Origin of the sequence: Pseudomonas cannabina, assembly GCF_900100365.1 — a bacterium.
GTDB lineage: Bacteria > Pseudomonadota > Gammaproteobacteria > Pseudomonadales > Pseudomonadaceae > Aquipseudomonas > Aquipseudomonas cannabina.
Genome location: NZ_FNKU01000001.1, coordinates 1,153,292 through 1,175,948, shown reverse-complemented (window position 1 = coordinate 1,175,948; position 22,657 = coordinate 1,153,292). Strand labels below are relative to the sequence as shown.

21 protein-coding genes are annotated in these 22,657 nt (G+C 59.0%); 6 read left to right on the top strand and 15 right to left on the bottom strand.

The window, feature by feature from the left end; all coding sequences use genetic code 11:
* The first annotated feature begins 207 nt into the window (after positions 1-207).
* Positions 208-1,098, top strand: a complete 891-nt coding sequence (locus tag BLT55_RS05580; RefSeq protein ID WP_055001555.1) for a MurR/RpiR family transcriptional regulator — start codon at positions 208-210, stop codon at positions 1,096-1,098.
* 53 nt (positions 1,099-1,151) lie between these two features.
* Here BLT55_RS05580 and BLT55_RS05575 read toward each other — a convergent pair whose 3' ends face one another.
* The 3 genes from BLT55_RS05575 to BLT55_RS05565 are packed head-to-tail and all read right to left on the bottom strand — an operon-like array spanning position 1,152 to position 4,179.
* On the bottom strand, positions 1,152-2,150 hold the full coding sequence (locus BLT55_RS05575) for a lysylphosphatidylglycerol synthase domain-containing protein (protein WP_055001554.1): 999 nt from the start codon (positions 2,148-2,150) through the stop codon (positions 1,152-1,154).
* Complete coding sequence (clsB, locus tag BLT55_RS05570) at positions 2,147-3,397, bottom strand: cardiolipin synthase ClsB (RefSeq protein ID WP_054080151.1); 1,251 nt, start codon at positions 3,395-3,397, stop codon at positions 2,147-2,149. Before clsB ends, BLT55_RS05575 begins: the two co-directional genes overlap by 4 nt.
* On the bottom strand, positions 3,394-4,179 hold the full coding sequence (locus tag BLT55_RS05565) for an endonuclease/exonuclease/phosphatase family protein (protein WP_055001553.1): 786 nt from the start codon (positions 4,177-4,179) through the stop codon (positions 3,394-3,396). Before BLT55_RS05565 ends, clsB begins: the two co-directional genes overlap by 4 nt.
* Before the next feature lie 204 nt (positions 4,180-4,383).
* Between BLT55_RS05565 and BLT55_RS05560 the strand changes: the two genes are divergently transcribed.
* Positions 4,384-4,923, top strand: a complete 540-nt coding sequence (locus tag BLT55_RS05560) for a cytochrome b (RefSeq protein ID WP_055001552.1) — start codon at positions 4,384-4,386, stop codon at positions 4,921-4,923.
* A gap of 1 nt (position 4,924) precedes the next feature.
* On the opposite strand, the gene BLT55_RS05555 is transcribed toward BLT55_RS05560, so the two are convergent.
* The 3 genes from BLT55_RS05555 to psrA all read right to left on the bottom strand — a co-directional run bounded on the left by BLT55_RS05555 (position 4,925) and on the right by psrA (position 7,492).
* Positions 4,925-5,665 (bottom strand): S-methyl-5'-thioinosine phosphorylase, encoded by a 741-nt coding sequence (locus BLT55_RS05555; RefSeq protein WP_007251285.1) that lies wholly within the window; start codon positions 5,663-5,665, stop codon positions 4,925-4,927.
* A gap of 9 nt (positions 5,666-5,674) precedes the next feature.
* Positions 5,675-6,685 (bottom strand): beta-N-acetylhexosaminidase, encoded by a 1,011-nt coding sequence (gene nagZ, locus BLT55_RS05550; protein WP_007251284.1) that lies wholly within the window; start codon positions 6,683-6,685, stop codon positions 5,675-5,677.
* 90 nt (positions 6,686-6,775) lie between these two features.
* Positions 6,776-7,492: a transcriptional regulator PsrA gene (gene psrA / locus BLT55_RS05545; protein WP_055001551.1), complete on the bottom strand. Its 717-nt coding sequence runs from the start codon at positions 7,490-7,492 to the stop codon at positions 6,776-6,778.
* Between the two features lie 257 nt (positions 7,493-7,749).
* Here psrA and lexA point away from each other — a divergent pair, with 257 nt between their 5' ends.
* Both lexA and sulA read left to right on the top strand, forming a co-directional pair.
* Entirely contained in the window at positions 7,750-8,358 is a 609-nt protein-coding gene (lexA, locus tag BLT55_RS05535; protein WP_007251282.1) for a transcriptional repressor LexA, read from the top strand.
* A gap of 9 nt (positions 8,359-8,367) precedes the next feature.
* Entirely contained in the window at positions 8,368-8,838 is a 471-nt protein-coding gene (sulA, locus tag BLT55_RS05530; RefSeq protein WP_007251281.1) for an SOS-induced cell division inhibitor SulA, read from the top strand.
* Between the two features lie 14 nt (positions 8,839-8,852).
* On the opposite strand, the gene BLT55_RS05525 is transcribed toward sulA, so the two are convergent.
* The 8 genes from BLT55_RS05525 to BLT55_RS05480 form a co-directional block, all read right to left on the bottom strand.
* Positions 8,853-9,086, bottom strand: coding sequence for a hypothetical protein (locus tag BLT55_RS05525; protein WP_002554102.1), 234 nt, complete (start codon positions 9,084-9,086; stop codon positions 8,853-8,855).
* 64 nt (positions 9,087-9,150) lie between these two features.
* Positions 9,151-9,672, bottom strand: a complete 522-nt coding sequence (locus BLT55_RS05520; RefSeq protein ID WP_055001550.1) for a DUF6586 family protein — start codon at positions 9,670-9,672, stop codon at positions 9,151-9,153.
* Between the two features lie 121 nt (positions 9,673-9,793).
* On the bottom strand, positions 9,794-12,406 hold the full coding sequence (topA, locus tag BLT55_RS05515; protein ID WP_055001549.1) for a type I DNA topoisomerase: 2,613 nt from the start codon (positions 12,404-12,406) through the stop codon (positions 9,794-9,796).
* A gap of 113 nt (positions 12,407-12,519) precedes the next feature.
* Entirely contained in the window at positions 12,520-12,756 is a 237-nt protein-coding gene (locus BLT55_RS05510) for a DUF1653 domain-containing protein (protein ID WP_055001548.1), read from the bottom strand.
* 104 nt (positions 12,757-12,860) lie between these two features.
* The gene (fadA, locus tag BLT55_RS05505) at positions 12,861-14,036 is read right to left on the bottom strand and encodes an acetyl-CoA C-acyltransferase FadA (RefSeq protein WP_055001547.1); all 1,176 of its coding nucleotides are present in this window, start codon (positions 14,034-14,036) and stop codon (positions 12,861-12,863) included.
* 4 nt (positions 14,037-14,040) lie between these two features.
* On the bottom strand, positions 14,041-16,206 hold the full coding sequence (fadB, locus tag BLT55_RS05500; protein ID WP_055001546.1) for a fatty acid oxidation complex subunit alpha FadB: 2,166 nt from the start codon (positions 16,204-16,206) through the stop codon (positions 14,041-14,043).
* A 157-nt stretch (positions 16,207-16,363) separates the two neighbouring features.
* Positions 16,364-16,564, bottom strand: a complete 201-nt coding sequence (locus BLT55_RS33405) for a hypothetical protein (RefSeq protein WP_167359951.1) — start codon at positions 16,562-16,564, stop codon at positions 16,364-16,366.
* A gap of 855 nt (positions 16,565-17,419) precedes the next feature.
* The gene (locus tag BLT55_RS05480) at positions 17,420-17,857 is read right to left on the bottom strand and encodes a hypothetical protein (RefSeq protein ID WP_055001315.1); all 438 of its coding nucleotides are present in this window, start codon (positions 17,855-17,857) and stop codon (positions 17,420-17,422) included.
* Between the two features lie 183 nt (positions 17,858-18,040).
* Here BLT55_RS05480 and BLT55_RS05475 point away from each other — a divergent pair, with 183 nt between their 5' ends.
* Positions 18,041-18,502, top strand: a complete 462-nt coding sequence (locus BLT55_RS05475) for a universal stress protein (RefSeq protein ID WP_007251271.1) — start codon at positions 18,041-18,043, stop codon at positions 18,500-18,502.
* Positions 18,503-18,570: 68 nt separating this feature from the next.
* On the opposite strand, the gene BLT55_RS05470 is transcribed toward BLT55_RS05475, so the two are convergent.
* Entirely contained in the window at positions 18,571-20,481 is a 1,911-nt protein-coding gene (locus tag BLT55_RS05470; RefSeq protein ID WP_055001320.1) for an ATP-binding cassette domain-containing protein, read from the bottom strand.
* A gap of 204 nt (positions 20,482-20,685) precedes the next feature.
* Between BLT55_RS05470 and BLT55_RS05465 the strand changes: the two genes are divergently transcribed.
* A complete protein-coding gene (locus BLT55_RS05465) occupies positions 20,686-22,614 on the top strand; it encodes a transglycosylase SLT domain-containing protein (protein WP_055001316.1) in 1,929 nt (642 codons plus the stop codon).
* Positions 22,615-22,657 lie beyond the last annotated feature (43 nt).

Below are 22,657 nucleotides of genomic sequence, written 5' to 3'. Positions count from 1 at the left end.
GAATGCAGCCTAAAACGTCACGCGGCATCAATCAATATTTATTCTATAATTATTTTTAGTGGAATATTTTTTCTACATCGCTATTCATGAGCTGTCACAATGCGCAGGCAGGTGCTATATAGTCGCCCGCGCTGGTGAACACAGCCTCTATCATCAGGGACACGCCTCTGCGTGGCCCCGAAAAGAACAAGCAGGAAGGATTTGAATATGACCAGCACCGAGGCGAGTGTCGACATGCCGCCCAGCAGTGCCGAAGGTTTGCTGCGCTTGATCACCGACGAGTACGACAGCCTGCCCCGCCAGCTCAAGCGCATCGCCAGCTACATGAGCCAGCAGAGCGACCGGATCATGGTCGACCGGATCAGCGATATCGCCCGTGAATGCGAGGTTCATCCGTCGGCCATCGTGCGCTTCTCGCAGCGCTTCGGGTTCAGCGGTTTCAGCGAAATGCAGGCGCTGTTTCGTGAGGCTTACACCCACAAGACCACGCCGGTGCAGAATTACCAGCAGCGCATCCGCAGCATGATCGCCAACAAGTCGCAAAAGGCCAGCGCAGGCGATCTGGCCCGCGAATGCGTGGACGCGACCCTGTCCGGGCTGGAACGCCTGAGTGCCGAGCTGGATGACGTCGAGTTCGAAAAGGCCGTGGATCTGGTGGTCAACGCCGACAACATCTATGTAGTGGGTGTACGGCGCTCGTTCGCAGTGGCGGATTATCTGGTTTACAACCTGCAACACACCAACAAACGCATTCACCTGATTTCAGGTCTGGGCGGCAGTTATCGTGAGCAGATGCGCAGCGTGCGCGCCAATGACCTGGTGATCGCGATCAGCTTCACGCCTTACGGCAAGGAAACCCAGCACTGCCTGCGCATCGCCCAGCACCATCAGGCCAAGACCCTGATCATCACCGACAGCAACCTGTCGCCTTTGGCCAAGCGCGCCAACTCGGTGTTGCTGGTCAACGAAGGCAGCTCGTTCGCCTTTCGCTCCCTGAGCGCGACCCTGTGCCTGTGCCAGGCGCTGTTCATCGCCGTGGCCTATCGGCTGGAGCTAAAAGTTGACGAAATACATGAGCAGGTGGGGTTTGATGATTAAAGGCGCCGCCCCGGTCGCTCCCACAGATAGCCATACTTTGTGGAACTGATCGCTCAGGACTTCGCCTCCTCGCCCGTCCGCTGCTGGTTTTTTTCACCCATTTTCTTCGCGCGTTTTTCCAGAACCAGATACACCACCAGTGCAATCAGCAATGGCAGCAGGAAGTAAATGGCGCGGTAGCCAATCAGCGCGGCCAGCAGGCTGCCTTTTGAAAACTGATGCGAGAGCAAGGTGATGAACACCGTTTCCAGCACGCCGAGCCCGGCCGGGATGTGGGTAATGACGCCCGCGATGCTGCTGATCAGCAGCACACCGAGAATCGCCGGGTAGAACGCGCTGTCCGGCAAAAGGGTGTAAATCACCGCCGCCATCAACGACCAGTTCAAAGCGCCCAGGCTGGCCTGCATCAATGCTTGCTTCATCGACGGCAGATTGAATTCCTGATCACGAATCGTCCATGAACGTCGTTTGGAAAACCGGCACGCCAGCAGGTAAGCAAAACACACGGCCAACAGCCCGAAGCCGATCAGTTGCAGGGTTGTGGTGCCAATCGACCATTCCTCGGGCAATTCCAAAAAGCGCATCGAAAACACGAAACCGGCCAACAGCATGTACCCCAGCCAGTTGGTGATCAGGCTCAGACTCAGAATCCGGGTGATGGTCGAAACGTCGAGCCCAAGCCTTGAATACAGCCGATAACGCAGCGCGATCCCGCCGACCCACGAGCTGAGATTGAGGTTGAACGCATAACAGACGAAGGTCACCGGCACGATCTGCTTGATCGCCAGCTTATGACGGGTGTAATAGCGCGCCAGGATGTCGAACCCGCAATAGGTCGCGTAGCTGGCGAACGCGACAACAGCGGCGATGGCCAGCGTGCTGGCCTTGTAGGAAGCCAGCGCCTTCTTGACCTCTTGCCAGTCCAGGTTCTTGACCAGCAGAAACAGCAACACCGGTACGGCAATGAAGAAAAACACATTGAAGATCCGTTTCGCCCATTTCCACTTGGCTCCATGGGCGCTTTGCGGCGCAGCGCTTGTGGCTCGGGTCATGACGTTTTCTCCTGGTCCATCTGGTCGTTGTTTTGCCGTTGCTCAATCACTTTGGCCTCCGGCACTACATCGCCAGCACGCAGCGGTTTGAGACGCACGCCATGCACCGGAAACAGCCCGGCGATGGCCGGAAAGCGGCGCAGGAAAAAGAAACTCAGTACGATCATCGGTGCACGCCACCATTGACCGCGGGCCGCGCCTTTCAAATTCATCTGGGTGCTGTGCGCAGCGGCAAGCTCCATCAGGTGGTCCTGCAGATGCTGATTCAGTTGCGGATCACGAATGAACAGGTTGGCTTCCAGATTCAACGCCAGGCTCAACGGGTCAAGGTTGCTGGAGCCCACGGTGGACCACTCCCGATCAATCAGCGCGACCTTGCCGTGCAGTGCACGCTGCTTGTATTCATGAATGGCCACCCCGTCGCGTAACAGGTAGGTGTAGGTGAGACGCGAGCAGACCCGCACGAACGGCATGTCCGGCTGGCCTTGCAGGATCAGCGTGACGTTCACGCCGCGCCGCGCCGCGTTACGCAATTCACGCAAGAAGCGGTAGCTGGGGAAGAAGTAGGCGTTGGCCAGGGTAATCCGCTCGGTCGCGCCGCGAATCGCCTCAAGGTATTGTTCTTCGATGTCGTTGGTGTGCTCGCTGTTGTCACGCTCGGCGAGCAACATGCTGGCATTCCCGGCACGCTCGAGCTTGAGCGGGATCGGCGTCAGTTTCGAGCGCACCGCCTCGCTGAGCATGCTCATCGCGCTCTTATGGATGTCACCGACAATAGGGCCGCGCACCAGCACGGCGTAATCCTGCTTGGCCGTCAGGCCGGTGTCGGTCATGTGATCGACGCTGTAATTGATGCCGCCGATAAAGCCCAGTTCGCCATCGATCACCACGACCTTGCGGTGCAGGCGGCGGAACAGGTTGGTGCGCATCCCCATGAACCGGGGGCGCGGGTCGAACAGCTGAATCTGGATACCGGCATCGATCATGGTTCTGACGAACGTCGAGCTCAGGTCCGAGGTGCCGTAATCATCCACGGTGACCACGACCCTGGCGCCATTACCGGCCGCCTCGATCAATGCCTGTTGCAGGCCCTCGCCGATCCGGTCTTCGAAAATGATGAAAGTCTCGATCAACACTTCCTTGCGCGCGGCACGGATGCACTCGAAAACCCGACTGTAGAAGTCTTCGCCGTTGATCAGCAGCTCTACCGAATTGCCATCGCGCCATTGCCCTGTCGGTTTTTTCATAACGTTAACTCCACCGCCAAAGGTGCATGATCGGAAAGATGAGACCACGGTCGACTGGACAACACTTTCGGTCGGTGGGAAGTGGCATTACGGACGTAGACCCGATCCAGCCGCAGTAACGGCAAGCGGGCCGGAAAGCTTTTTGCCGGCGCCCCGAAGTGCTCCACGAACACCTCGTACAACCCGGTGCCCTGTAGCAAGGCATCGGCGCGCTGGCGCCAGTCATTGAAATCACCGGCAACGATCACCGGCTCGCCCTCAGGCAGCCGCGCCATCAGTTCGGCGAGCAGTTTCAATTGTTGCCGCCGATGACTTTCAAACAGCCCCAGATGCACACAAACCGCGTGCACTCGCCCCGCGTTCGGCACGTCCAGAATGCAGTGCAGCAAACCGCGCTGCTCGGTACCGTCGATGGAGATATCGAGGTTCTCGTGTTGAATGATCGGGTACTTGGACAGCAGTGCATTACCGTGATCGCCGTCCGGATAAACGGCATTGCGCCCGTAGGCGAAGTCGCTCCACATGGCGTCGGCAAGAAACTCGTACTGTGAAATCGTCGGCCAGCCCTTGACGCTGCGTGCGTGACTCTGTTGTTCGCCGTGCACTTCCTGAAGAAATACGATATCGGCCGATACGCTGCGCACGGCTTCACGTAATTCTGGAAGAATGAAGCGACGATTGAAAATGCCAAAGCCCATGTGCATGTTCATGGTCAGTACATTCAATGAAACACTGGCCGATACCGGCGTTACCGGGCCGACAGGCGGGTTGGCACTGGTCAAGACTCGCTCCTGGGTGAATATCCACGTCATATGAAGCCACCCATGCACACAGGTTCCCTTCTGTGCCGACCATGCTGTTAATTAGCCATATTCGCCCTTGGCGGTATCGACAATGAAATAAATCTGTCCGCAATGAAACACATGCCTTCAGGCGAAGGCCTAAGCTGCAAACCGAGCCTGTAAAAAGCCACAAGGAATCCAACCGTGGATACACTGACTTCTCAACGCTACAGCCAACGCGCGCGGTGGCTGCACTGGATCATGGCCATTCTGATTGTGCTGGCGTACACGCTCATTCTGAGCCGCACGCAGTTCAGCAAGGGCTCCGACTACCGTACGCTGGTCGTGCAGAGCCATTTCTGGGTAGGGATTGTGCTTCTGGTCATGGCGTTTTTTCGCGTTGCCGAGCGTCGACGTCATCGTCCGCCCGGTATTACGCCGCCGCTGGAAGGCGTACTGCACGTGGCAGCCACCTTGTCGCATTACGCGCTGTATGCGTTTCTGTTCGCACAACCGGTGCTTGGCCTGCTGACGGTGATGGTGGAAAAAGGCGCACTGCCCATCCCGTTCACCAGCCTGCAAATACCCTGGCCGCTGCCCACCTCGGACCGCACGGCCGAATACTTTGAAGACCTGCACAAGCTGCTGGGCTCGATCTTCTACTACGTGATCGGCCTGCACGTGGTGGCCGCGATCTGGCATCACCTCGTACGCAAAGACAATACCCTCAAGCGCATGCTGTAAATCAGGAGGCGGACAGCACCCGGGCAAGCGTGGCCTTGACCTTGCCCATGCCATCGCGCAACGCCTGCTCGATTTCAGCCATGGTGATGACCGCCGTCGATTTGCCCGCCGCAGGATTGACCACCAGTGCCAGGCAGGCGTAATCCAGCTCCAGTTCACGGGCCAGCGCCGCCTCGGGCATGCCAGTCATGCCGACGATGTCGCAGCCATCGCGCTCAAGGCGGATGATTTCCGCAACGGTTTCCAGACGCGGCCCCTGGGTGCAGGCATAAACGCCCCGCTCAGAGAACGCGCACCCTTCGGCAGCCAATGCCGCGATCAGCCGCGACCGCAGCGCTTCGCTGTACGGGTAGCTGAAGTCGATGTGCGTGACCTGCTCCAGATCATCGGCAAAAAAGGTGTGCTGACGGCCACTGGTATAGTCGACCAGATCGTGTGGCACACAAAAATGCCCGGTGCCCATGTCAGGATGAATGCCGCCCACGGCGTTCACCGCCAGAATGGCCTCGGCACCGGCCTGCTTCAGGGCCCAGATATTGGCCCGGTAGTTGACCTGATGCGGCGGCAGGCGGTGCGGATGGCCGTGGCGCGCGAGAAACATCACCTCGCGACCGGCGTAATCGCCGATCTGGATTTCACCTGACGGCGCGCCATAAGGCGTGTTCATCGGCAACGACTGCCGAATGTTCAGACCTTCCAGCTGGGTCAGGCCCGTACCGCCAATAATCGCGTAAACAGTCATCACAAATCCTTAATCGATCAGTTGAGCGCCGCGCAGCGCTTGTAGCGCGGCCAGCCAGCGCGGATGTTGCCGATATTCAGTGCCGGCAGATGCCTGCCCGCGCATGCGCGCGATACGCGGCGAAGGTTTGACCCGCATACGCTGCACTGCGCTGAGTGCCAGCTCTGCAGCCGCACGGTCGTTACAGACCAGGCCCATGTCGCAGCCCGCCGTCAGCGCCGCTTCGATCCGGCTGGCAGCATCACCCACTACATGAGCACCGGCCATCGACAAATCATCACTGAAGATAACCCCGTCGAATTTCAGTTCGTCGCGCAGGATGTCCTGCAACCAGCGCCTCGAAAAACCGGCCGGCTGCGAATCGACTTTCGGGTAGATGACATGGGCCGGCATCACCGCCGCCAATTGCTGACTCAGGCGCGCGAATGGCACCAGATCATTGGCGCGAATCTGCTCCAAGCTGCGCTCGTCATTCGGGATGGCCACATGAGAATCGGCTTCAGCCCAGCCGTGGCCGGGGAAGTGCTTGCCGGTGGCAGCCATGCCGGCCGCATTCATGCCACGGATGAACGCACCGGCCAGCAAGGCTGCACGCTCGGGATCGCCCTCGAAGGAGCGCGTCCCGACAACTGCACTGCGCTGGTAGTCCAGGTCCAGCACCGGAGCAAAACTCAAGTCCAGCCCGACCGCCAGCACTTCGGTTGCCATCACCCAGCCGCACTGTTCGGCCAACGACTCTGCCTCAGGCTTGTCGGCAATTGCGCGCATCGGCGGCAGACGCACAAAGCCCTGACGCAGACGTTGCACCCGCCCGCCCTCCTGATCCACTGCCAGCAGCAGGTCGGGGCGAATGGCACGAATCGACGCACTCAGCTCACGAACCTGGCGCGGATGCTCGATATTACGGGCAAAGATAATCAAGCCGCCCACTTCGGGCTGACGGAGAAACTGACGGTCTTCGCTGGTCAGCCAGGTACCGGCGACGTCGACCATCAGGGAGCCTTGCAGGCCAGAACTCATAGAAAAACCCTTACACACCAGTGCCAATGTCCAATCCGGGCATGGTGCTTGATCCTGAAGCGCGACGCAATGCGACCGGGCGCGCAGTCCTCAGGCCTTGGCGACCGCAGGCGTGCCGGAACTGCGCTTGGTGCGCGGCTTGAGCTGCGCGGCGATCATGGCGGGGTCGGTAACACCGGTGTCGGCGCGCATGCCGGCAGCCAGAAACGGCACCATCAGGCGCATGACCTGTTCGATGGAGGTGTTGACGCCAAAATCAGTCTCGGCAATCGCGCGCAGGGCCTTGATGCCCGACATGCTGAACGCGGCAGCGCCAAGCATGAAATGCACGCGCCAGAACAGCTCGATGGGCGGGATACGCGGGGCGGCCTCGTTGACCAGCGTCATGTAGCGACGGAACACCTTGCCGTACATGTCTTCCAGATAGCGGCGCAGGTGACCCTGGCTCTGGCTGAAGGCCAGCCCCAGCAGACGCATGAAGATCGACAAGTCGTTGCCACTGCGCGGCTGCACGACCAGGGCCTGTTCGACGAGGATTTCCAGCAGTTCTTCCAGACTCGGCTTGCGCTCGGGTTGTGCCTGACGACGCTCCAGCTCGCGATCGAGACTGATGCAGAACGGACCGAGAAAGCGCGAGAAAACCGCCTGAATGAGCGCCTTTTTCGAGCCGAAGTGATAGTTCACCGCAGCCAGGTTGACCGAGGCCTTGCTGGTGATGAGACGCAAGGAGGTTTCAGCGAAACCTTTCTCTGCGAACAACTGCTCCGCAGCATCAAGAATGCGTTCAACGGTTTCCGACTGGGCCATGGCTCTCTGCCTAACAAACGAACGTTTGAAACATACGTATCAGGCAGCCCGCTTGTCAAGCAGGCCCGTTCATTTTGTAGCCGAACAGTCACGAAAACGGTCAGTCCATGATGGAATACGGCACGATCAGCTCCTTTTACACACGTGTTGACCGGCTTGCCGGTAACCACTCGGCGGGGAAACTGAAATGGATGATTGCCAACGGGCCTTCACTGTATATAATCCCAGTCACTGTATAAAAAGCCAGAGCGCCCCTCATGATCAAACTGACGCCACGCCAAGCTGAAATCCTGGGTTTCATCAAACGCTGCCTCGAAGACAATGGCTTCCCGCCAACACGTGCGGAAATCGCTCAGGAGCTGGGGTTCAAATCGCCCAACGCAGCGGAAGAACACCTCAAGGCACTGGCTCGCAAAGGCGCCATCGAAATGACGCCCGGTGCGTCACGCGGCATCCGCATCCCCGGCTTCGAAGCGCGTCCGGATGAAAGCAGCCTGCCGGTCATCGGTCGGGTCGCAGCCGGTGCGCCGATCCTGGCTCAGCAACACATAGAAGAGTCCTGCAACATCAACCCTGCCTTCTTCCACCCGAGCGCCAATTACCTGTTGCGCGTTCATGGCATGAGCATGAAGGACGTCGGCATCCTTGATGGCGACCTGCTCGCCGTGCACACCACTCGCGAGGCCCGCAACGGTCAGATCGTGGTTGCCCGAATCGGTGACGAGGTCACCGTCAAACGCTTTAAACGTGAAGGCAGCAAGGTCTGGCTGCTGGCTGAAAACCCTGATTTCGCCCCTATCGAGGTCGACCTCAAGGATCAGGAACTGGTGATAGAAGGTTTGAGCGTCGGCGTCATTCGCCGCTAAGGAGACGTTATGCAGTTCCATCAAGCACCGCATTCGCAATTGCCATTGTTCGAGGCGTTTCTGGCTCAGCCCATCGCCCCGATGCTGACAGACGCAGTCGAAACACCCTGGAGCAGCGAGCCAGAAGTTTTTAGTGAGCTGTCTTTGCGTGGTGCAGCCGGGAACTGCCTCAACCTTCTGGCGCCGATCCTCAGAGACCTGAGTGAAGAGACAAACGCACGCTGGCTGACCCTGATCGCCCCGCCCTCAAGCCTGACCCAGACCTGGCTTCGCGATGCGGGGCTGAACCGTGAGCGCATCCTGCTGCTTCAGCCGCGCGGCACACAGAGTGTGCTTGAGCTGACTCGCGAGGCGCTCAGGCTTGGAAGGAGTCATACAGTGGTGAGCTGGATCAACCCGCTTGGCGCAGCAGCACGTCAGCTATTGATCAATGCAGCAAAAATCGGTGAAGCGCAAAGCCTGAACATCCGACTGGGCTGAAAACCCGGTCACGGTCAGTGCAGAACGTGTGGCACATCATCCTTCTCGACTTCACCTTCGGCCAGGCGTCCAGCCATCTGCACGCCCACGCTCAACATGGCCTTGGCAACTTCAACATGCTGTCCTTGCATGAATGCTTTCGCATCAGCCGAGAAATCCAGTGTGACCAGCGAACCTTCGTCGTCAGCGCGACGCAGCTCGATACGGCCGTCCGGTAATTCGACAATTTCAAGAAAAGAGGTAGGCATTGTTACAGTTACTCCGCAGTAGGCGGGCATTGTAACAGCCTGCCAGCCTGTACTTCATGGGTTTTCAGCACTCGCTCAGGCCTTCGCGAAAACGAATCGCCAACCCTTTCAACTGTTGGCGCCAGCTTTCCAGCTCTTCACGTTCAAGTTCAGACTCCGGCTCGGCGTCCAGGTTCACCGCCACAATCATCGGCTGGGTGACATCACCTTTGGGCTTTCTCGGTGCTCGCGGCGGCTCGAACAGGGCGTTGTAAGCTGCGATCAATTGCGCCAGCCAGGTATGACGATGCTGGGCCAGCTCGACGAGTTCTGCCAGCTCGGGAATCGCGAGGGTGCTCAGCACTTCTTGGGTCAGCACGTCTTCGGCGCGACGGGCGTTCGCTTGAGGCAGACGGTAGTACCCGGCAATTTCGTGGCACAGGCCCAGCAACGCTCCGTACAGATGGAACAGCGCCGACTCACGCTCGGCCTGCAACAGCGCTGGCGAGTTGACCGCCTGGCCCTGCTCTGCTCTGCCGAGCGCTTCAAGCGCGAGCCCGGCAAAATAAATTTTCTGGTTGGTGCGGGTATAGAGTTCACGAGCCATGGCGATACGCTCCATAACGATGGGATAAGACCAGCATAGCCGGTGCCATCAGGTTCTCATCATGGCAGCCGCCAGCCCCGTTGAAAACCGCGTCCGGCGCTCATGCACCGGACGCTCGTGATCAACGCTTGTCTTCGACCTTCCAGGCGCCGCCGTCGTAAAACGCACGCCAGCCGGTAGGTTTGCCTTCCACTTCAGTCTGGACGTACTGCTCTTTGGTCTTGCGACTGTAGCGGATGACGGTCGGGCGACCGTCCGGGTCTTTCTTCGGTGCTTCGCAGAGGAAGTGGTACTTCGGATCGATTTCATCCTTGTGCGGCGCGATCTCCATGACCAGCGGTGCACGGGTTTCGCGGTTTTTCGGGAACTGGCTGGCAGCCAGGAACAGCCCCGAAGCGCCATCACGCAGGATGTAAGTATCGTCGACCTTGTCGCACTTGAGCTCCGGCATTTTCACCGGGTCCATCTTCGGTGGCGCCGCATCACCGCTTTTCAGCAGTTTGCGGGTGTTCTTGCACTCAGCGTTGGTGCAGCCGAAGAACTTGCCGAAACGACCGGTCTTGAGCTGCATCTCGCTGCCGCACTTGTCACACTCGAGGCTCGGGCCTTCATAGCCCTTGATGCGATAAGTCCCTTCCTCAATCTCGTAGCCGGTGCAATCCGGGTTGTTACCGCAGATATGCAGCTTGTGCTTTTCGTCGAGCAGATAAGCGTCCATCGCCGTGCTGCAGATCGGGCAGCGATGCTTGCCGCGCAGTACACGCGACTCGGACTCACCCTCATCATCGTCGGCAATCTCGTCGCCAGGCGTCAGGTTGACGGTCGCCTTGCAGCGCTCCTTGGGTGGCAGGCTGTAACCGGAACAGCCAAGGAACACGCCAGTCGAGGCCGTGCGGATCTGCATTGGCCGACCACAGACCTTGCACGGGATATCGGTCATCACCGGATGGTTGGCACGCATGCCGCTGTCTGGTGCTTCGGCGACTTCCAGCTTCTTGCGGAAATCACCGTAGAACTCGTCGAGCACGTTCTTCCAGTCGCGCTGCCCCTTGGCCACGTCGTCGAGGTTTTCTTCCATGCCGGCGGTAAAGCCGTAGTCCATCAGGTTGGAAAAACTTTCAGACAGGCGCCCGGTGACGATGTCGCCCATCTTTTCCGAGTAGAAGCGACGGTTGTGCAACGCTACATAGCCACGGTCCTGAATGGTCGAAATGATCGCTGCATAGGTCGACGGGCGACCGATCCCGCGTTTTTCCATTTCCTTGACCAGGCTCGCTTCCGAGTAACGCGCAGGCGGCTTGGTGAAATGCTGACTCGGGTCGAGCTTGTTCAGCTTCAGGACTTCGCCCTGCGCCATGTCCGGCAGCACGTCGTCATCACCGGGCTTGGCCCTTTGCGGCAGCGCACGGGTGTAACCGTCGAACTTCAGAATACGGCCCTTGGCACGCAGCTCGAAATCGCTGGCGGCAACGGTAACGGTGGTCGACAGGTATTGTGCCGGCAACATCTGGCAGGCCACGAACTGACGCCAGATGAGTTCGTAAAGACGTTCGGCGTCACGCTCCATGCCGGTCAGCTTCGAAGGATGGGTGTTGACGTCGGACGGACGAATCGCTTCGTGCGCCTCCTGCGCGCCTTCCTTGCCGCTGTAGACATTCGCTGCTTCCGGCAAGTACTTCTTGCCGAACTCGGTTTCGATGTAGTCGCGCGCCATGCTGACGGCATCGGCCGACAGGTTGGTGGAGTCGGTACGCATGTAAGTGATGTAGCCCGCCTCGTACAAGCGCTGAGCCATCATCATGGTCTTTTTCACGCCGAAGCCCAGACGATTGCTGGCAGCCTGTTGCAGAGTCGAGGTGATGAACGGTGCCGACGGTTTGCTGCTGGTCGGCTTGTCTTCACGCTTGACGATGCTGTAGCTGGATGCCTTGAGCTTTTCCAGGGCCGCCATGGCCTGGGCTTCGTTCAACGGCTTGAACGCTTCGCCTTTCTCGCGGGCCACTTCAAAGCGCACGTTGGCACCTTTGGCAGTGCCCAGGTCGGCATGAATTTCCCAGTATTCTTCGGGGTTGAAGGCACGAATTTCGCGTTCGCGCTCGACCACCAGCTTCACCGCGACCGATTGCACACGTCCGGCGGACAGACCACGAGCGACTTTCTGCCAGAGCAGCGGCGACACCATGTAGCCGACGACGCGGTCGAGGAAGCGACGCGCCTGCTGAGCATTCACCCGCGCTATGTCCAGCTCGCCCGGCCTGGAAAACGCTTCCTGGATGGCTTTCTTGGTGATTTCGTTGAACACCACGCGCTTGTAGCGGCTGTCATCGCCACCAATGGCTTCGCGCAGGTGCCAGGCAATGGCTTCCCCTTCGCGATCCAAGTCCGTCGCGAGATAGATGGTGTCGGCATCTTTGGCGAGCTTGCGCAGCTCTTCGATGACCTTTTCCTTGCCGGGAAGGATCTCGTATTTGGCTTTCCAGCCGTGGTCCGGATCGACGCCCATGCGCGAGACCAACTGACGCTGCGCCTTTTCTTTCGGCGTCAATACCGGGCCTTCGCCCGCAGCGGCCTTGCCACGCTTGGCGGCAGGATCTTTGGCAGCACTCGCCGAACCGCTGGTGGGCAGGTCTCGGATATGGCCGATACTCGACTTCACCACGTACTGGTTGCCCAAATACTTGTTGATGGTCTTGGCCTTAGCCGGGGATTCCACGATGACCAGCGATTTGCCCATGGATCAGAAAATTCCTGAATACTAGATGAAAGACAATGAGGAGCTTGTAAAGGCCACGCTATATATAGTGGCTACAAGGTGAGGTCAAGCACAGCCTGTTGTGCCGTTCCGTCTCATGTTCGGGAAAACAGGCTCGGTTCGGCCTCAATCAAAGCAAAGCGCGGGACGTGCTCCCCGTCAACCTCGACCGACTCGATAAACATGCTCAAGGGGCGCACCCACATACCGAAATCGCCGTACAAAGCCTGATAGAACACGACTTCCTCTTCGGTCTCGGAATGCCTGGCAACACTGAAAACCCGGTACTGCGGGCCTTTATAGTGGCGATAAAGCCCTGGTTGCAATCGCATGCGACGTCCTCTTGTAACACGTGCAAAACATTTGGTTAAAAAACTGTTTTTTCAAAAAACAAAAGCCGGAGCACGAAGCCCCGGCTTGCATCACACTCGGGAAATCAGACGCGTTCGAAAACGGTCGCGATACCCTGCCCCAGACCAATACACATCGTCGACACGCCAAACGTGCCGCCATTTTGCTTCATGACATTGAGCAAGGTGCCGGAGATGCGTGCACCGGAACATCCAAATGGATGGCCCAACGCGATGGCGCCGCCGTGCAGGTTAACCTTCTCATTCATCTTGTCGAGTACTTTCAGATCTTTGAGCACCGGCAAGGCCTGTGCAGCGAAGGCTTCGTTGAGCTCGAAGAAGTCGATATCGGCGATGCTCAGACCGGCACGCTTGAGCGCTTTTTGCGTTGCCGGAACCGGACCATAGCCCATGATAGCCGGGTCGACGCCTGCCACTGCCATAGAACGAATCACCGCCATCGGCTGGATACCAAGGTCCTGGGCACGCTGCGCAGACATGACGATCATGCACGATGCGCCGTCGGTAATCTGCGAGGAAGTGCCTGCGGTCACAGTCCCGCCTTTTGGATTGAACGCCGGTTTGAGCGCCGCAAGACTTTCCAGCGTGGTATCCGGACGGATGGTTTCATCGTAGTCGAAGACTTTGAGGAAGCCGTTCTCGTCGTAGCCCTGCATCGGGATGATTTCGTCCTTGAACTTGCCTTCCAGCGTGGCCTTGTGGGCAAGCTGGTGGGAGCGCAGGCCGAAAGCGTCCTGCTGCTCGCGGGTGATGCCGTGCATCTTGCCCAGCATTTCGGCAGTCAGGCCCATCATCCCGGAAGCCTTGGCGGCGTACAGGGACTTGTGCGGGTTGGGGTCTACGCCGTGCATCATGCTGACGTGGCCCATGTGCTCCACGCCGCCAATGACGAACACATCGCCGTTGTTGGTCATGATGGCTTGTGCCGCTGTGTGCAGCGCGCTCATCGATGAGCCGCACAGGCGGCTGACGGTCTGGGCAGCCGAGGTGTGCGGGATCTGGGTCAGCAACGACGCCATGCGCGCGATGTTCCAGCCCTGCTCCAGGGTCTGGTTGACACAGCCCCAGATCACGTCTTCGACCTCGGCCGGGTCAACCTTGCTGTTGCGCTCCAGCAGCTTGCTGATCAGGTGCGCGGACATGTCTTCAGCGCGGGTGTTGCGGTGCATGCCGCCTTTGGAGCGGCCCATCGGTGTACGACCGAAGTCGACAATCACGACGTCTCTTGGATTAAGGCTCATACGTTCATACCTCGGAAGACGCTTGACCGAAAAAGCTCTGGCCATTGCGGGCCATTTCACGCAGCTTCGCGGTCGGTTGATACAGGGCACCCAGCTCGGCGTATTGGTCAGCCAGGGCAACGAATTCGGCCACACCGATCGAGTCGATGTAGCGCAGCGCACCGCCACGGAATGGAGGGAAACCAATACCGTAGATCAGGCCCATGTCGGCCTCGGCGGCCGTGTCGACGATGCCGTCTTCCAGGCAACGGACCGTTTCCAGGCACAGCGGAATCATCATCCAGTTGACGATGTCTTCGTCAGACACCTCACGCTGTTCGTGGACAATCGGCTTGAGCACTTCCAGCACAGCCGGATCGTTGACCTTCTTCGGCTTGCCTTTCTTGTCTGTTTCGTAGGCGTAGAAACCCTTACCGTTTTTCTGACCCAGACGATTGGCTTCGTAAAGCGCATCGATGGCCGAGCGGCGGTCGTCCTTCATACGGTCCGGGAAGCCTTCGGCCATTACGTCACGACCATGGTGGCCGGTGTCGATGCCGACCACGTCCATCAAATAGGCAGGCCCCATCGGCCAGCCGAATTTTTCCATGACCTTGTCGATGCGCACGAAATCCACCCCTGCGCTGACCAGTCTGGCGAAACCGCCGAAGTACGGGAACAGCACGCGGTTAACCAGAAAGCCTGGGCAGTCATTGACTACAATCGGGTTCTTGCCCATCTTCTTGGCATAGGCAACGGTCGTCGCGACCGCTTCTTCGCTGGATTTTTCGCCACGGATGACCTCAACCAGCGGCATCATGTGCACCGGGTTGAAAAAGTGCATGCCGACGAAGTTTTCCGGACGCTTGAGCGCCTGCGCCAGCAAGCTGATGGAGATGGTCGAGGTGTTGGACGCGAGGATGGTGTTTTCACCCACGTTGGCTTCGACTTCAGCCAGCACAGCCTGCTTGACCTTGGGGTTCTCGACTACCGCTTCGACCACCAGATCGACCGTACCGAAATCGCCGTAGGACAGCGTAGGACGAATCGCATTAAGCGCTTCAGCCATTTTCGCAGCCGTCAGACGACCTTTTTCCAGTCGGCCACCCAACAGTTTGGAGGCTTCGTTCAGACCCAACTGAATGGCTTCTTCGCGGATGTCCTTCATCAGGATCGGCGTGCCTTTAACAGCCGACTGATAGGCAATGCCGCCGCCCATGATCCCGGCGCCCAGCACGGCAGCCTGTTTCACGTCGCGGGCAACTTCGTCGTAGCCCTTGGCTTTCTTTTTCAGCTCCTGATCGTTCAGAAACAGGCCGATCAGGCTGTGGGCTGCGGAGGTCTTGGCCATTTTCACGAAGCCGGCGGCTTCGATTTCCAGCGCCTTGTCACGACCGAAGTTGGCGGCTTTCTGGATGGTCTTGATGGCTTCGACCGGCGCCGGATAATTTGGCCCGGCCTGACCTGCGACAAAACCCTTGGCGGTTTCGAAGGCCATCATCTGCTCGATGGCGTTCAGTTTGAGCTTGTCCAGTTTCGGCTGGCGCTTGGCCTTGTAATCGAACTCGCCGGAAATCGCGCGCTGGATCAGGTCGAGTGCGGCGGCCTGGAGTTTTTCAGGGGCGACTACGGCATCGACAGCACCGACTTTAAGCGCGTCTTCTGCGGCGTTTTCCTTGCCTGATGCAATCCATTCGATTGCATTGTCAGCGCCGATGATGCGCGGCAGACGCACGGTGCCGCCGAAACCCGGGTACAGACCCAGTTTGACTTCGGGCAGGCCGATACGGGCGCTGCTGGAGATGACGCGGTAATCCGCGGCCAGGCACATTTCCAGGCCGCCACCCAGCGCGATGCCGTTGATGGCGACGACGGTAGGCACGCCCAGATCTTCGAAATCGCTGAAGATTTTGTTGGCTTCAAGATTGCCCGCCACCAGTTCGGCTTCCGGCAACTTGAAGTTGTCGACAAACTCGGTGATGTCGGCGCCGACAATGAACGAATCCTTGCCACTGCTGACAATGACGCCCTTGACCGATGCGTCTGCCTTGATGGCATCCACCGCCTGGCGCAGTTCATTGAGGGTGAGGCGGTTGAACTTGTTGACGGACTCACCCTTGAGGTCGAAATTCAATTCGACGATGCCACTTTCAAGAGCCTTAACCGTGATGGCTTTACCTTCGTAAATCATCAACTGATCTCCACGATATGGAAGCTGAACAATACTCGCCGGACGTTAACGTCCGACGAGGCTACGACGTCGCCGTCGATGAACACGCCAAATCACACGTACACCCGCTGCGACGTGGTAGCCAGGATTCTGTAAGAGCTGTCTGGCGACCAAACGCTCATTTCATACGCCCGTTTGATTTGGGTACGCACACCATCGGGCAAAACAGGTCGATTGTCAATTCGACAAAACACTCAGAAAATTGCAGATCTGTTGGCAGATGCTGGCGCTTCATAATGCCCACGAGCGCTTCCGATCCGCCATCATTCGCCGGAGTGATAATAGCGCCTGGGGGAGTGACCCGGCTGAACCGCAGCATCAGGCGGATAGATCCATGCGGGGATGAGCGTGCTCACGAAGACGTTGGTCCATACGCTCTGTTTATGGAGTCTGTACGGGCCTCCTCAAAAGCAAAGCGGATCGCTGCCCCGGTCGCTACCACGAGACCAATGTGTAACGCCAAGCGCTCCGCGTGGGCATGCAGTTCGTGACGCTCTGTGTCATACGGCGGCTCTGCGATGTCCGTGATATCTGTTTACGGCTCAAGGCACCTTTTCGCCCCTCGGCGAGTGACTTTGAAGGATCAAAGTCACCAAAATCCTGGCTCCGTTTCCGGCCCGACTTCGTCGGGTTCCTTCGTCCTGACACTGATCCGGGGGCCGCCGCAACGGGCCATCCATGGCCCGGTGCGGCTTGCTCGGCGTCCTGCCTCGCATCCCCCGAATCAGCGCCAGGACTCAGCCGTCACTTACGTCGCACTCTGCGTCGTCAGTGCCATCGCGTATAAAAAGCATGCTGTGGCAACGGTTGCAGGCAAGGCATTACGTTTGCTGCAGCTGCTATTGATGCGGAGCTTACGAACACAAGAATCAGTTGGCTTTTCGTGCTTTCGAACACAGGCCATGAGTGCATTGCGCGTTAAGAAACCCCGCTGAAATGCACCATAACAGAGCACCGAGAAAATATATTTTCAGGAACCGCGACAAAAAGAAGCAAAAGGTCTAGAGTCGGAACACTGCGCCACAAGAGGCTCGCAATGCAGCTGATTTGCGGGTGCGCAACAGCGATGGCCGACATGGTAGTCATACCTGTCGGCACGCGACGAATTATCGGCCTGCCTGGCCAACCCCGGCCCGATGTTGCTATCGGGCTTTTTATTGCCTGCAATTCAGGGTCAGGCCAGTGCCCTGAGCACGGCGTTGATGCGCTGCAGGATTTCCGCTTCTCCCTTCTCCGCCCAGTACACCGCGACCATCTGCGGGTCGACTTCGACCTTGAAGACGTCGGCTGGCAACGTGCCGAAATGGCTCAGCAGCTTCTCGTCTTCGCAAACTTCCCGCCAGCGATTGAGCCACACGCCAGGCTCGCTCTGCCAATATGCCCAGGCGTCGGCATGCGAACCCAGACGCGGACGGTGGTACTGCGCGCAGGGGCTCGGCGGCTGCCGGGCGAGCCAGTGTGGCCACTCCTGCGGCGCCAGTTGCATGCCCAGCCCGATGCGCCGCGCCTCCATGCGCAGCGCCATTCTGCCGCTCTGATGACGCGAGGGACGCAACCAAACCAGCGGACTCAACATGACACAAATGATTGACAGGATTATCCAGACCGTCATATTTCTTGCCCCCGGCCCGTCATCAGGCCTTTCACAACATTTTTTGAAAACAGTGGCTTGCATAACCCGCCGCTTCTGCTTCGGCATACACGGTGCTTGAGCGGAAACCGCTCTGGGGTCTGCCCAGATGCCGACGAAAGCGCCATACTCCCTGCCATTGCAATTCTCCCGGAGGACACCTTCATGCCGTATACACACGTTCTGGTTGCCATTGACCTCACCGATGAGTGTGACCCGGTCATCCGTCGCGCCAGCATGCTGGCAAAAACCAACGGCGCGAAATTGTCGATCGTGCACATCGTCGAACCCATGGCCATGGCCTTTGGCGGCGACGTCCCCATGGACCTGTCCCAATTGCAACAGCAGCAGTTCGATCAAGCCAAGGAAAAACTAAGGCAAGTAGAAGCCAAGTACAGGAACCTGGATGTGGCCCAGGGCGAAAGCCATCTGGTCTACGGTCAGCCACGCCAGGAAATCCATCAGTTGGCCAAGAACAAGGGATGCGACGTGATCGTGGTCGGCAGCCATGGTCGCCACGGTCTGGCTTTGCTGCTCGGTTCGACCACCAATGACGTTGTGCATGGCGCACCCTGCGATGTGTTGGCCGTGCGCCTCAAGAAGCAGGAAGACAAGAAACCTGAATGACCTGAGGTCGCACTAGCAAAAAGCCCGGTCACCCGGGCTTTTTTGCATCATGGCGACGCCCTGGACGATTACTCGTCCAGCTCGGCCCAGCGCTCCAGCAGCGCATCCAGTTCAGCCTGGAGGTTTTCCAGCTGCGCCAGCACTGCTGCGGCCTGCTCTGCCGAACGCTGATAGAAGCCCGGCTCGGCCATTTCTGCATTCAGGGCCGCCATCTTCCCTTCCACTTCATCGATCTGCGCCGGCAGGGCTTCCAGCTCGCGCTGATGCTTGTAGCTGAGTTTCTTTTTTGCCACCGGCATGTCCTGCGCCGCTACCGGTGCAGCCTGCACCACTGCACTGGCAAGCTCGGCCTTGCCTGACTTGGTGTCGGCAACGCCCAGCAGACGCGGCGAACCGCCCTGACGCAGCCAGTCCTGATAACCACCGACGTACTCACGAACCTTGCCTTCGCCTTCGAACACCAGGGTGCTGGTGACGACGTTGTCGAGGAATGCCCGGTCGTGACTGACCATCAGCACAGTGCCCTTGAAGGTCAGCAGCACTTCTTCGAGCAGTTCGAGGGTTTCCACGTCCAGGTCGTTGGTCGGCTCGTCGAGCACCAGCAGGTTGGCCGGTTTGCTGAACAGCTTGGCCAGCAGCAGACGCGCACGCTCGCCACCGGACAGCGCCTTGACCGGCGTGCGGGCACGCTGCGGGCTGAACAGGAAGTCGCCGAGGTAACTCAGGACATGACGGCTCTGACCATCGATGTCGATGAAGTCGCGGCCTTCGGCAACGTTGTCGATCACGGTTTTTTCCAGATCGAGCTGGTGACGCAACTGGTCGAAGTAGGCAACGTCCAGACGCGTGCCCACTTCAACTTTGCCCGCAGTCGGTTGCAGGTTGTCGAGCATCAGCTTGAGCAGCGTAGTCTTGCCGGTACCGTTGGCGCCAAGCAGACCGATGCGGTCCTCGCGCTGCAGGACCATGGAGAAGTCCTTGATCAGCATCGGCCCGCCCGGGTGAGCGAAGCTGACGTTCTCGAGGATCATGACCTGTTTGCCGGATTTCTCGGCAGTATCCAGCTGGATGTTGGCCTTGCCGGTACGCTCACGGCGCTCGCTGCGTTCTACGCGCAGTTCTTTCAGGGCACGCACGCGGCCTTCGTTACGGGTACGACGCGCCTTGATGCCCTGACGAATCCACACTTCTTCCTGCGCCAGACGCTTGTCGAAGAGCGCGTTAGCGGTCTCTTCGGCGGCCAGCGCGGCTTCCTTGTGAACCAGGAAGCTGGCGTAGTCGCCATTCCAGTCGATCAGGCCACCACGGTCCAGCTCCAGAATGCGCGTGGCAAGGTTTTGCAGGAATGCCCGGTCGTGCGTGATGAACAGCACGGCACCCTGGAAATCCTTGAGGGCTTCTTCAAGCCAGGCGATGGCGCCGATGTCCAGGTGGTTGGTCGGCTCGTCGAGCAGCAACAGGTCCGGTTCGGAAACCAGCGCCTGAGCCAGCAGGACGCGACGACGCCAGCCGCCGGACAACTCGGCGAGTGTCTTGTCGGCAGGCAGCTGCAAACGGCTCAGGGTGCTGTCGACCAGTTGCTGCAAGCGCCAGCCATCGCGGGCTTCGAGGTCCTGCTGAACATGCATCAGCTTGTTCAGGTCTTCCTCGGTCACGCAGTTCTGGGCCAGATGATGATATTCAGCGAGCAAGGCGCCGACGCCATCCAGACCTTCGGCCACGACGTCGAACACCGTCCGTTCGTCGGCTACCGGCAATTCCTGAGGCAATTCGCCGATCTTGAGGCCCGGCGCGCGCCAGACAGCGCCCTCGTCGGGCTTCTGAACGCCTTTTACCAGCTTCAACATGCTGGATTTGCCTGTGCCGTTACGGCCGATGATGCACACCCGCTCACCACGGGCGATCTGCCAGGACACCTTGTCCAATAACGGCATGGCGCCGAAAGCAAGGGACACATCGCTGAATTTGAGCAGGGTCATGAGCTTCTCCAAAAACCGGGCGCACATTCTACCTGAGATAGCCTGCGGATGTCGGGTTTCCTGGCACCCGTGTCAACATCAAAACATCTTTATAACCGCTAATTATTTCTACATGAGTCAAGCATGTCGGCAATGCTTTCACCAAGAGCTGGCAAAAGGCTAAGCTAGTCATACTTTTCACCGACTCATCTGCTCGGAATTCTCATGCGCAGTCGTTTGTTCAGCTTTTTATCGTGCCTGCTCCTCTCCGCCACTGCCGTTCAGACTGCTCATGCGGCCGACCTCAACCAACAACGCAAGTATTACGACGAGGCCAAGCGCGCACTGGCCAAGGGCGATTCAGGGCCCTATCAGATGTACGCCACGGCATTAGCCGACTATCCGCTGGAGCCGTATCTCGAATACGACGAGCTGACCGCGCGCCTGAAAACGGCGAGCAACGCCGAGATCGAGAAGTTTCTGGCCGAACATGGTGACCTCCCCCAGGCCAACTGGATGAAGCTGCGCTGGTTACGCTGGCTGGCGGAGCGCGGTGACTGGCAACCCTTCGTCAAGTATTACGACCCGAAAATGAAGTTCGTCGAGCTGGACTGCCTGTATGGGCAGTATCAGTTGAACAACAATAAACGCGCGGAAGGCTACGCCAGTGCCGAAAAGCTCTGGATGACCGGCAAGACCTTGCCGGCTGCCTGTGACGGATTCTTCGCCCAATGGGCCGCAGCAGGCCAGCTGACGGAACAGAAGCGCTGGCAGCGCGCCAAGCTGGCGGCGCAGGCCCGCAACTACAGCCTGGCCACCATCCTGGTCAACAGCCTCAATTCACTGGCCCCGCAAGGACGCCTGCTGCTGGCGGTCGCCCAGAAGCCGGAAATGGTCAACAACCCCGGGCAATTCGTACCGGTAGACGAAGCCATGTCCGATGTGGTCGGTCTGGGCTTGCGCCGTCTGGCCAAGCAGGACCCGCAGAAAACCCTGTCGATGCTCGACAGCTACGCCGCGACCATGCACTTCTCGCGTGAAGAGCAAGTCGAGATCGCCAAGGAGATCGGCCTGACCCTGGCCCGTCGTTACGACGACCGCGCGCTCGAAGTCATGACCCGGTACGACCCCGAGCTGCGCGACGACACGGTCACCGAATGGCGTCTGCGCCTGCTGCTGCGCCTGGGTCGCTGGGAAGACGCCTACGAACTGGCACGTCGGCTGCCCAAGGATCTGGCGGCGACCAATCGCTGGCGTTACTGGGAAGCCCGTTCGCTGGAACTGGCCCAACCCAACAGCCCGCTGATTGCTGCGCTGTACAAGGACGTTGCCAAGGAACGCGACTTCTATGGGTTTCTCGCTGCCGACCGCACCCAAAGTCCGTATCAACTCAATAACAAGCCACTGGTGCTCAGCCAGGCGCTGATCAACAAGGTCCGCAACACGCCGGGCGTGCGTCGCGCGCTGGAGTTTCATGACCGTGGCGAGATCGTCAACGGCCGACGCGAGTGGTATCACGTCAGCCGCCTGTTCAATCGCGACGAAATGGTCGCGCAGGCCAAACTGGCCTACGACATGCAATGGTATTTCCCGGCAATCCGCACCATCAGTCAGGCGCAGTATTGGGACGACCTGGACATCCGCTTCCCGATGGCGCATCGCGACACACTGGTACGCGAAGCCAGGGTACGAGGGCTGCACTCGAGCTGGGTGTTTGCGATTACCCGTCAGGAAAGCGCGTTCATGGACGATGCCCGCTCGGGCGTCGGCGCTGCCGGCCTGATGCAACTGATGCCGGCGACCGCCAAAGAGACCGCGCGCAAGTACAGCATCCCGCTCGCTTCACCGCAGCAGGTGCTGGACCCGGACACCAATATCCAGCTGGGCGCCGCCTATCTGAGCTCGGTGCATGCCCAGTTCAACGGTAACCGGGTGCTCGCTTCGGCCGCCTATAACGCCGGCCCCGGACGCGTGCGGCAGTGGCTCAAAGGCGCGAACCACCTGGCCTTCGATGTCTGGGTAGAAAGCATCCCGTTCGACGAAACCCGGCAGTACGTGCAGAACGTGTTGTCTTATTCGGTGATCTACGGCCAGAAGCTCAACTCGCCTCAACCGCTGGTCGATTGGCACGAGCGTTTCTTCGACGACCTCTGACTGCTCGGCAGCGCTACCAGGTAAAGCCTCATCCGAGTGCTTT